Source organism: Mucilaginibacter sp. UR6-11, from assembly GCF_020880695.1.
Classification (GTDB): domain Bacteria; phylum Bacteroidota; class Bacteroidia; order Sphingobacteriales; family Sphingobacteriaceae; genus Mucilaginibacter.
On sequence record NZ_JAJIWO010000008.1, the window covers coordinates 74,584 to 86,110 of the forward strand.

9 protein-coding genes are annotated in these 11,527 nt (G+C 38.7%); 2 read left to right on the plus strand and 7 right to left on the minus strand.

Going from position 1 to position 11,527, the window contains the following annotated elements:
• Nucleotides 1-44: 44 nt before the first annotated feature.
• From clpX to tig, 3 genes are all read right to left on the minus strand, one after another.
• Nucleotides 45-1,283 (minus strand): ATP-dependent Clp protease ATP-binding subunit ClpX, encoded by a 1,239-nt coding sequence (gene clpX, locus LJ658_RS16960; protein ID WP_230547729.1) that lies wholly within the window; start codon nucleotides 1,281-1,283, stop codon nucleotides 45-47.
• Nucleotides 1,284-1,423: 140 nt separating this feature from the next.
• Nucleotides 1,424-2,161: an ATP-dependent Clp protease proteolytic subunit gene (locus tag LJ658_RS16965; protein WP_255670521.1), complete on the minus strand. Its 738-nt coding sequence runs from the start codon at nucleotides 2,159-2,161 to the stop codon at nucleotides 1,424-1,426.
• A 198-nt stretch (nucleotides 2,162-2,359) separates the two neighbouring features.
• Nucleotides 2,360-3,709, minus strand: coding sequence for a trigger factor (gene tig, locus LJ658_RS16970; protein WP_230547730.1), 1,350 nt, complete (start codon nucleotides 3,707-3,709; stop codon nucleotides 2,360-2,362).
• Between the two features lie 557 nt (nucleotides 3,710-4,266).
• Here tig and LJ658_RS16975 point away from each other — a divergent pair.
• Together LJ658_RS16975 and LJ658_RS16980 are read left to right on the plus strand one after the other, a co-directional pair.
• A complete protein-coding gene (locus LJ658_RS16975; protein WP_230547731.1) occupies nucleotides 4,267-5,340 on the plus strand; it encodes a PKD domain-containing protein in 1,074 nt (357 codons plus the stop codon).
• A gap of 387 nt (nucleotides 5,341-5,727) precedes the next feature.
• Nucleotides 5,728-6,798 (plus strand): PKD domain-containing protein, encoded by a 1,071-nt coding sequence (locus LJ658_RS16980; protein ID WP_230547732.1) that lies wholly within the window; start codon nucleotides 5,728-5,730, stop codon nucleotides 6,796-6,798.
• A gap of 72 nt (nucleotides 6,799-6,870) precedes the next feature.
• On the opposite strand, the gene LJ658_RS16985 is transcribed toward LJ658_RS16980, so the two are convergent.
• From LJ658_RS16985 to LJ658_RS17000, 4 genes are all read right to left on the minus strand, one after another.
• Nucleotides 6,871-7,842: a c-type cytochrome gene (locus LJ658_RS16985; RefSeq protein WP_230547733.1), complete on the minus strand. Its 972-nt coding sequence runs from the start codon at nucleotides 7,840-7,842 to the stop codon at nucleotides 6,871-6,873.
• Nucleotides 7,843-7,906: 64 nt separating this feature from the next.
• Nucleotides 7,907-8,632 carry a head GIN domain-containing protein gene (locus tag LJ658_RS16990; RefSeq protein ID WP_230547734.1) on the minus strand — a complete coding sequence of 242 codons (726 nt, stop codon included), beginning with the start codon at nucleotides 8,630-8,632 and terminating at the stop codon, nucleotides 7,907-7,909.
• Nucleotides 8,633-8,740: 108 nt separating this feature from the next.
• On the minus strand, nucleotides 8,741-9,349 hold the full coding sequence (locus LJ658_RS16995) for a GIN domain-containing protein (protein WP_230547735.1): 609 nt from the start codon (nucleotides 9,347-9,349) through the stop codon (nucleotides 8,741-8,743).
• 219 nt (nucleotides 9,350-9,568) lie between these two features.
• Nucleotides 9,569-11,461: an ATP-dependent DNA helicase RecQ gene (locus LJ658_RS17000; protein ID WP_230547736.1), complete on the minus strand. Its 1,893-nt coding sequence runs from the start codon at nucleotides 11,459-11,461 to the stop codon at nucleotides 9,569-9,571.
• Between the last annotated feature and the right edge of the window lie 66 nt (nucleotides 11,462-11,527).

Below are 11,527 nucleotides of genomic sequence, written 5' to 3' on the forward strand. Positions count from 1 at the left end.
GCAGTTTATTATAACAAAAATAGCGGTTTGCTATGTCGTTGTTGTTAAGCCACTTTTAACTTTTTAAGGTCTGATTTATCAAACTTTTCGCGGGCATAATCTAAAGTGATGTTAAGTTTTTTCACATCTTTTTTTGATGGGAACTCAAACATCGCGTCAATCATTATTGCTTCGCAAATTGAGCGTAAACCACGTGCGCCTAATTTAAATTCCATTGCCTTATCAACAATAAATTCCAGCACGTCGTCTTCAAAATCAAGCTTTACGCCTTCATATTCAAATAACTTTTTGTATTGTTTTAATAACGAATTTTTAGGTTCGATCAATATATTGTGCAATGCTTCCCTGTCCAACGGATTAAGATAAGTAAGCACCGGCAAACGGCCAATCAACTCGGGTATCAAACCAAATGATTTTAAATCCTGCGGAGTAATATATTTGTAAAGGTTTTTCAAATCAACCTCACCCTCGTTACCTTTTAGTTTATAACCAACGGTTTGTGTGCGTAAACGGTTAGCTATCTTCTTTTCGATACCATCAAAAGCGCCGCCGCATATAAATAAAATGTTGCTGGTGTTAACGGTGATCATTTTTTGATCAGGGTGTTTGCGGCCACCTTGCGGCGGTACGTTTACCATTGTGCCTTCCAGTATTTTTAACAGGGCTTGCTGTACACCTTCGCCGCTAACGTCGCGGGTTATTGAAGCATTATCACTTTTGCGGGCGATCTTGTCAACCTCATCTATATAAACAATACCTTTTTCGGCAGTAGCCACATCATAGTCGGCTGACTGTAAAAGACGGGTTAATATGCTTTCGACGTCCTCGCCTACGTAACCTGCCTCTGTTAGTACAGTAGCATCACAAATACAAAACGGGACGTTTAATATTTTGGCGAGCGTCTTTGCCAGCAGCGTTTTGCCGGTACCGGTTTCGCCAACCATAATGATGTTTGATTTTTCGATCTCAACCTCATCTTTATCAATGCGCTGGTTTAAGCGTTTATAGTGGTTATAAGTGGCAACAGCTAAGATCTTTTTTGCATCATCCTGGCCAATAACATATTGATCAAGATGGGATTTTATTTCTGCCGGCTTTAATATTGCCGGCGATGCCGGCGAGGCCTTTACCTTGCGAACTTTTAGTTCTTCGGCCAATATTTCGTTAGCTTGGTTAACGCATTTATCACAAATATGTGCATCCAACCCCGCTATAAGCATCAGTGAATCTTGCTTGCCTGCGCCGCAAAACGAACACCTTATCTCTTTACTATTTTTATTCATTGTGATATTAACTTGTTAACAAACTTAAGCAATTGAATGATATAAAACAATTGCGTTTACTGATTGAGCGGCTGATTACGCAGGTAGTTACCTATTAAAAGATAACCCCTACTTAATCATCCGTTCACTTACTAATCAAATTATTTTGATTTTGTTTTACTACCTCTTAATATTTCGTCAATCATACCAAATTCTTTGGCTTCTTCTGCTATCATCCAATGGTCACGGTCTGATGCATCCCAAACTTTTTGGTATGGTGCGCCGCTATGGTCGGCTATGATCTGGTATAACTCCTGTTTCAATTTAGTGATCTCGTGATAAGTGATCTCTATATCTGACTGCTGGCCCTGGGCGCCACCTGATGGCTGGTGAATCATTACCCTTGCATGCGGCAATGCGGCACGTTTACCTTCGGCACCAGCACATAATAATACCGCTCCCATTGATGCTGCCATACCTGTACAAATAGTGGCTACATCATTTGATATGAATTGCATTGTATCATAAATACCTAAACCTGCGTAAACTGAACCGCCTGGTGAGTTAATATAGATCTGTATATCCCGTTTAGCATCTGCAGATTGCAAAAACAATAGTTGCGCTTGTATAATGTTAGCGATATTTTCATAAATGGCGTCACCTAAAAAGATGATACGGTCCATCATCAAGCGGGAAAAAACGTCCATCTGGGCAACGTTTAGTTGTCGCTCTTCAATAATATACGGGGTCATACCGGTAATGCCCGGTCCGGTAACGATACCGGTTGGGGCATTGCTCCTGTTTACTCCGCCAATAAATCTATCTACATAAGTGCTGCTTATACGGTGATGTTTTACAGCATATTTTCTAAATTCGTTTTTATCTGGATTACTGTTCATGTGTGTGTATTTTATTTGTAGTGATGCGGGCTATTGCCCGCGATAAATATAGTTTTTAGTTGAATATTATTTAAATGATAAAGTTTGATTAAAGTAAAAATAATTACCTGGTTATGGCATTGCCAGGGCGATAAAATGTATAAAAAAAGCATCCATTATTAAGTGGATGCTTTCTGTATAAAACGTTAGGAAAGTTCTTTATTTAACTAACTCTTTAAAGTCGTTATAAAAAATATCCTTTTTATCTAAAGTAATTACGCTCTTAATATAATCTAATGTTTTAAGGGCCTTTACTTCGTCAAATACTTTATTAGCATTCTCTTTGTTTTGCAGGTACTGTACGGCATATTGTGCTAATTGCTCTTCAGCAATTGGCTGCGGGCTGTACATTCTGAATTGCTGATCAAGGCTTTGTTTTGCTGCTGCGAAAACTTCCTCGTATTTAATCTCGATGTTGTTTTCTTTAATGATCTTGTTCTCAATTAAGGTCCATTTAAGGTTTTGAGCAAAATCTTTATAGCCGCCTTCTAATTCCTCATCAGACAATTTATCGTTGGTAACCTTTAACCAGCGTTTCAGGAAATCATCGGGTAAATTAAACTGAACTTTTTCTATACTATAGTTATAGATATCATTCTGTAATTTACGCTCAGCATCCTGTTGCATCATGCTTTCCAACTCTTCAGTTATTTTTGCTTTGAAGCCCGCTTCGTCGGTTACCGTACCTTCGCCAAATAATTTATCAAAGAACTCCTGGTTCAGGTCGCTTTCTTCTAAACGATTAACATTTTTTACAGTTAACTTGAAATTTGATTTCAAATCAACCGCTTCGCTTTCTTCAATGCCTAATATAGCAGCAATTTTTGGCGCGTCGTTATTATAAGCTTTCTGGATATCCAGTACTACTTCATCATCCTTTTTTAAACCGATAAGCGATTTTTTAATTTTCGCGTCTGCTACCTGTTCTAAACGTACCGATGTTGTATTGCTTATTCCATCATCAAAAACAGAACCATCCGGCGAAAGTTGCGTTAATTGCGCATATAATACATCATCCTCTGCCGATACGTCAGGATTTGTCATTTTGCCATAGCTCCTGCGGATATTTTTAACGCGTTCGGCTAAAGTGGCCTCATCAATTTTGATCACATATTGGGTCAATTTATCTTTTGATGAAAAAGAAAGATTAAACTCCGGCGCTAAACCAATCTCATAGTTAAACTCAAAAGCGTCTGTGAAATCCCAGTTATATTCTTGTTTATCATCAACCTTTGGTAAGGGCTGGCCCAGTACTTCCAGCTTTTGCTCTGCTATATAATTGTTTAAAGTGTCTGATAACAGATTATTTACCTCGTCAACCAAAATACTTTTGCCATACATCTTTTTAATATGAGACGGCGGAACCATTCCGGGGCGGAAGCCGGGCATTTTTGCTTTTTTAGCATGGTCTTTTATTGCCTTGTCAACGCGGCCCTGGTAATCAGCCGGATCTATGTTGATTTTTACAACTGCATTCAGGGTATCAATCTTTTCCTGTGTAATATTCATCTTTAATGGGTAAATTTAATTATTAAGTACTGCATTTACAGCTTAGCTATAATAAAGGGCTACAAATTTAGAGGCGCAAAAATACGAATTTATTTTTAATTAGCCCAGCTAATCAGGCCGGCAATCAAATCAAAAACTTAAAAAAAACTAATTAGCGGGATGAAAAAAAAAAGACTTATTAGTCATTTTTTTTGTAAATATTTTGTTATAAATTTAATGGTCATATGTAAAAAGTAAATTTAGTGTTAAATTTATTATTATACTTATGGTGTATTTATAGCTGCCCATTGCTATATATACACAACCAATTATAGAAGAACCGCCCTAATTATTTAGCCTGATTAAATTAAAATATACTCAAAAAAGTATAGCCCGCGGCTGGATATTACCCTGTTTTTTAATTTTCTATTAACTATCTGGTATAATATGCCCGTGGGATTGCAAGACTGAACCATATCATTAATAAACCAATTGCTATCAACAAGAACCATTGTGAAACCCGAACTATTATGAAACCTAAAACAGAATTAATTACAAAACCTAAAACTAAACCATTTATGAGAAAATTTTTAAAACCATTGGGCTTGCTTTTTTGTCTGGGAGCAATAGTATCCTGTTCAAAAAAAGAAATACCTGTCCCAACGGAATCTACAGTTATAAATCCGCTGGCTGATTACACCGTCACGCCTGATCCTACTGACGGATTTACATTTAAGTTTAATAACTTAGGCAAGGACTATACCAAATTAGAATGGAGGTTTGGCGACGACACGTTAAATACGGAAACAAACCCAACCCACACTTATCTTGCTACCGGCACTTATTTGGTAGATTTAAAGGCCATTTCAAAAACCGGAGATTTTTCTCATAAACAAGTAAATATCAATATCATTCCGGATAGTGTGTTACAAGTAACTGCGGAAAAAACTAACGTTTTATACCAGCTTAAGTTTAACGCCATATTAAAGGGCACCGTTAAATCTATTTTATGGACTTTCAACGCGGTGGACCCTGAAACAAATGTTACTACTACCACTACAAGTACCGAATTGTCTCCCCTTCAATCTTTTACGTTCGGCAGTTTCAACAACTTTTCAGTAACAGCCACTACGGATAAAGGTAGCGTGGTAACTATTAGCAAGAGTGTTACTACTGACGGGATAGCCACAGATATTACGCAAACCTATATTTCTTACAATTCAACCAACGAAAACACAGACCAGGGCCCTAATGAAGGTTCGCTTAAATTAGTTGACGGTAATTTATCAACCAAATTTGGTTTCTATAAACCTTTCCCTGTTCCCGAAATTGCTACGCTTCAATTTAAATCAGCTATCACGGTTAAACTTTATGCTATAGTAAACGGTAATGACTCCGGAAGTGATCGTGATCCAAACGAATGGTATGTTGAAGGATCAAATGACGGCAATAACTGGGACGTGCTTGATCACCAGGTATTGACGATCGGATTCGCTGATTATCTGGCATCTATTGGCCAAGGCTCCAGCCAGTATAACAGGTTCTTCTATTACCCGATTGCTAATCCTAAACCTTATCAATACTACAGATGGAGAATTGTAAGCACATTTAAAGGAGCTTTCCAAATTGATGAGTTTAAATTATATAAATAATAATGAGTTAAGTAGTTAAAAGATAATACCCACACTATTCCCAAAACAAAAAGCCGCGTAACAACGCGGCTTTTTGTTTTGGGAATATAAGCTCAATTGTAATTATTCTGTTATAAAACTAATATTTGTATAGAACTGGGAAACTTGTTGTTACTATTGTACTTCTGATGGTAAGTTTTGACAGCCCGCTTTATGGGTAGATAACGATCATCCCCCTCCTTAATATTAAATCTATGGTTAACTATGGGATATTATCCCGTTAACCTCGTATTCTTAAATTTTACAGTGCCTGTTTATGAATATGTGTGTGTGGTTTTCACAAGCCATCAAAATTGCATCATCTACCATTATTATAAATTACTTATGAAGATTAACACACAATTACCTATGAAAAAATTATTAAAGCCCTTAGCATTACTTATTTGCGTTGGAGCGATAGTCTCGTGCTCAAAAAAAGACGTGCCTGTACCTGTGGATCCGGTAACAGTAAATCCGATTTCAGATTATACAATCACGCCTGACCCGGCTGACGGTTTTACATTTAAGTTTAATAGCCTGGCTAAAAACTTTTCAACGTTAGAATGGAGGTTTGGGGACGATACTTTAAAAACCGACACAACCCCTACCCATACTTATCTTGCCACGGGTACCTATTTAGTAGATTTAAAGACGATTTCAAAAACCGGAGATTTTTCACATAAAGATGTTGTGATCAATATTATTCCGGATAGTGTTTTAAAAGTAACAGCTGTAAAAACCGAAAATTTATATCAGCTTAAATTTAACGCAGCGGTAAAAGGTAATATTAAATCAATTTTATGGACCTTCAATGCAGTGGATCCTGTTACAAGTGTCGTAACCACTACTAAAAGCACTTTACTATCTCCGCTCCAGTCTTTTACATTCGGCAGTTTTAACAACTTTTCAGTATCAATTACTACCGACAAAGGCAGTACTGCAACTATAAGCAGAAGTGTTACTACCGACGGGATAGCTACAGACATTACCCAGACTTACGTGGCATTTAGTTCAACAAATGAGAATAAGGATAACAATAATGAAAATTCGCTCAAGTTGGTTGACAATAATATCCAAACCAAATTTGGGTTCTACAGCTCGTTCCCGGTTCCTGAAATAGTCACCCTTCAGTTTGCATCGCCTGTGGCGGTAAACCTTTATGCCATAGCAAATGGAAATGATTCTGAGAGTTCGCGTGATCCAAAAGAATGGTATATAGACGGCTCAACTGATGGCACTAACTGGGATGTTATTGATCACCAAACGCTTACAGTTGGTTTTGCAGATTACCTTACATCTATAGGTCAACAAGACACACGGTATAACCGGTACTTTTATTATCCGATAGCTAATCCTAAACCTTATCAATATTATAGATGGAGAATTGTAAGCACGTTTTCCGGTGCTTTTCAAATAGACGAGTTTAAATTATTTAAATAAAAACTATTATTGAGATCAACAAAAAAGCCGCGAACAACGCGGCTTTTTTGTTGATTATAAATGCAAAATATATTATTTAAGTGAAAATTTAACTACGGCGTTTTTAACCGGTTTTAGCGTTTTTAAATAAGTATAAATAGATGCCAGGTCGCCCTCGCTCATTTTGCTGAAATTCCACCACGGCATTACGGTCTGAAAATCTGATACCCCCACTTTTTGTGCCTTGCTCTGATCGTTATAAGCTTTAAAACGCGCTATAAAACCCTCTTTGGTCCAACCACCTATCCCGGTTTTAACATCAGATGTAATATTCGTGGAACGCACTGTGCCTGCACCTACTTTAAACGGCCTGCCACCCGCAAATTCAAGTCCGGGCAGTAAAGTGCCTTTATTGTCTTGCGAGTGACATTCTTTACAGGCGGCTGATTGCACCAGGTATTTGCCATATTTAAGGGTATCCTTTGTATCGGGCTTTTTGCCCAGGGTTGCTTTTTGCGGCATAGTGTGAACAATGATATTCAACGGAAAATCGAGTTTTGATTTTGGATAGTCTTTATCAATTGGCTTTAATGAGCGGATGTAGGCAATGATCGAATAAAGATCTTCCCTGTCCATTTTTGAATAATAAGGCCATGGCATTAACGGGAATATAGCCGAGCCATCCCTTTTAACACCGGTTGTTATCGCCCTTAATAATTCGCCGTCTGTCCAGTTTTTTAAATTGTGCGGGGTAAGATTTGGTACTGTAACATTACCCGGGAAGCCAACGCCGGCGTCAAATTTCTCGCCTCCTGATCCCAGTTGATTGGTATCAATCGGGCCGCCAAATTTCGTCCAGTCATGTGCCGAATGGCAGTCAAGGCAGCCCGATACGTTGATGGCCAGGTATTTGCCACGCTCAAGCCTTTGTGGGGTTATTTCTACTTTAATATTTTCGGGGGGACCTACATTAGGTAAGGCAAGTGTTACATAAGCTACAATACCTATGATAACTACAACTACAAATATTGCTACATAAGCAAAAATCTTAGCTACTTTTTTCATAATGTGTGATAAGTTTAATGTGCCGGAAAAGTCTGAAAAGGCATTCCCGGCGTTTTTTTATTGTTTAATTAACTTTTGTTATTGATGAAACGCCTGTTTTATTATTGTTTATAGTGGCCGGATTGCCTTTATACTTTACTGCCGATGCTCCACTGCTTTTTACAGTAAGCTCACGCAATACGTTTATATCGCATTCACTGGCACCTGAGCTAGTGATATTATAGCTGCCGGCGACAAAATCAAATGCGTGTAATTTTCCCCCGCCGTCAAACTCAATACTATGCGAACTTGCCTGACCTTTTAACGTAATTTCTGTAACACCGTTAGCGGTAGTGGTAACGTCTGCTGCGTCAAGATCTAGATTAATTTTAGTGGCGCCTGATAATTCTAAATTAACATTTTTCGTCACTATTTTCCCGTCCGATGCCAGGTCTACCGCACCTGAAGCCTTGATAGCCTCCAGATGACGGACACCGATAGTTATGGCAATGGAGCCGCTACTGCAGATACTTTTTTTAGAGGTTGAGATCACCAGCCTATCGCCATCGATATCGGTTTTAACATATTGCAACAGGTTATCATCGGTTGTTACCGTTACACCCAAGGTACTATCCTGTTTCAAAATTATTTTAAATGCGCCCGAAATATCAAGCTTGGTAAAGTCAGTTACTTTGCGTGCGGCTGATGCCTGGTTTCCTGATCCTTTAACACACCCTATCTTGCATGAGGATAGTAACAGTAATGAAACGCCTGCAAACAGGGCTAGTATGGCTAAGTCGGTTTTTTTCATGGTCTGGATTTAATCTGCTTAAATTGCAGTTGAAGTTACGCAAAAAAAGAGGAGCCAATTGGCTCCTCAAAAAAAATATATAGTGAACTTTTGCAAAAGTGTGCATAATTATAAACTGGCCACTTTTTCGCGGGCCTGGAAAATAGCTTGTTTGGTGGTATTTACCTCGGTGATATTAGCAGCAACTAAATCTGTTTTATTTACTGTTGATGATTGGCTGTAACGTATACTATAGTCATTTACATTACCTGACAGATTTGCTGTTGAATGGTTATTAACCGTAAAGTTAACAGCTAAAGCGTTTAATTTTAATTGTGCAGATGCACTGTTGTTTAACACTACGCTTAAATCAATTGCTGACAAAGTGCCGCATGATTTGATAGTGGCATTATCGCTGGCAGTGATAGCACGCAGGTCGGCCACGGTTACCAACACAACCAATTTATCGGCGGTGTACGACGCTATGCGCAGTACGCCATTTTTATCTTGTACCAAAGCATTTTCTGCGTAGTATTTATCATAAACTTTTACTTGGTCTTTATCACCATTGGTGACATAAACTTCAACATTTCCTGAAGCTTCAATTTTACTAATGTTGTTTGTTGCAACAAATACAGCGGCTTGATTACCGTTATTATTGGGGATTGCTGCATTTGCTATTGTTACACTTAATACTATGGTTAACAGTGTGATGAGCGTTACGATTCTGGTTTTCATGATCTTAATTATTATGGTGAATATCTTTTTTTAATTATTTTAAATACACCCATAAGACGATACCGAATTACAAAGGTTACAGCAAGTTGGTGTGAAAACGACACAATACCGGTTTTACTCGGCGAACGCCATAAATGAGTCGGTGAAACCGGTATAAAAATTAAGTATCATGACATTAAAAACTTGCCGCGAGGAGATTTCGGCATTCTAAGCGACTTGTTATAAATAATATTTTTCGCCGCCGAATTTAATTTTGCCGGCATCAAGCAACAAACGAACGGTATCCAGTCGTTCTTTTTCAGTTCCATTTTTGATAGCACCTATTAATGAACCGATATCCAACGGTTCTGTGCTCAGCAGTTGTGCTATCTCACTGGTAATATCGTCGAAAATATCGTTAGCTTCCTGCTTGCGTTTTTCATCGAGGCATACATCACAAATGCCGCATTTGTCCACATCGGTTTCGTCAAAATAGGTTAACAATAACTGGCTGCGGCATTGTTTCCGGGTACAATAGGTAAAAACTGCATTTATCTTTTTAAGATAAGTGGCTTTACGCTGTTCTATATATTGTTTATTGATATATACGTTATTAGGATGCTGCCGCGCTTTTAAATAGGTAACCTGCGGCTGATCGTTTTGCGGCAGATAACTTAATACGCCATATTCCTGGAGTTGTTTTAATCCTTCTATCACCTGCTGTACACTCAGATTAGCGCGCCGCGCCACGTCAAACTCTTTTAAACGTACATAATTTTCAAAAGCCCCGCCGTATGATCTCAGCAGAGTTTTAACAAACGCGTCCCAACCGGAATTTTGAATCTGGAAATTATACAGCTGCTCATTAAACACTTCAAACCTGAATCGGGATGGCAGGAATACGCTTTCATTAAATGATAAATATTCATCCTGCTCTAAAAATTTAAGCGCATTTAAAGTTTTAATTACATCCAGCTTATATTTGGCACAAAAGGCACCCAAATCAAGATCAAAGCTAATGCCGGCGCCCGCGCCATAAGCAACCGAGTAGTAGTTAGACAGGTAATGGTAAACTACCTTAATTTCGTCAACCGTCGGAAAACTCAGCTCAAATATTTTCTCCTGCCTGGCACGATCGGCATTATTGTATAATAATACCGTATAGGCTTTCTGTTCGTCGCGCCCTGCCCTGCCCGCTTCCTGGTAATAGGCCTCCAGACTTTCGGGCAGATCTTTATGGATGACAAACCGTACATCGGGTTTGTCAATCCCCATTCCGAAGGCGTTGGTTGCAACTATAATTCGTGTTTTATTGGTTTTCCAGCTTTCCTGCTTTTTCGACCGTTCGTCGGGCGTTAAACCCGCATGATAATAATCAGCCCTGATGCCATTATCATGATAAAATTTTGCTATTTCGGCACATTCACGCCGGCTGCGCACATATACTATCCCGCTGCCTTTAACACCGGTAGCAATGTCGAGCATCTTTCTTAATTTGTTCTCCTCATACTGCACCACGTAGCTAATATTTTTACGCTCGAAGCTTTTTTGAAAAACTACGCCATTTACAAATTTTAGCTTTTGCTGGATGTCTATACGTACTTCGGCGGTGGCGGTAGCTGTTAACGCTAGCACGGGCACTTCGGGGTGCAGTTCGCGCAAGTCAGCAATATGCAGATAGGCTGGCCTGAAATCATATCCCCATTGTGATATACAATGTGCCTCGTCAACAGCAAAAAGATTTACTTTCATATATTTAATGCGCTCGCGCACCAATTCAGATAAAAGCCGCTCGGGCGATAAGTATAAAAACTTAACCTGGCCATAAATACAGTTATCCAGCGATAAATCAATTTCGCGTTTACTCATACCCGCAGTTATGGCTACGGCCTCAATACCTTTTTGTTTTAAATTTTCTACCTGATCTTTCATCAGAGCTATCAATGGTGATACCACTATGCATATTCCTTCTTTAGCGATAGCCGGTACCTGGAAACAAACCGACTTGCCCCCGCCTGTAGGCAGCAGTGCCAAAGTATCATGCCCCAACAACACAGATTGGATAATATCCTCCTGCATGGGGCGGAAAATATCATGATCCCAATAAGTTTTTAAAATTTCCTGTATTGTCATTGTTTTATGGCTGTTCCAAAACTATTAATAATGCGCAATAGTTTTAACTTAGCGCTTTATAAAATC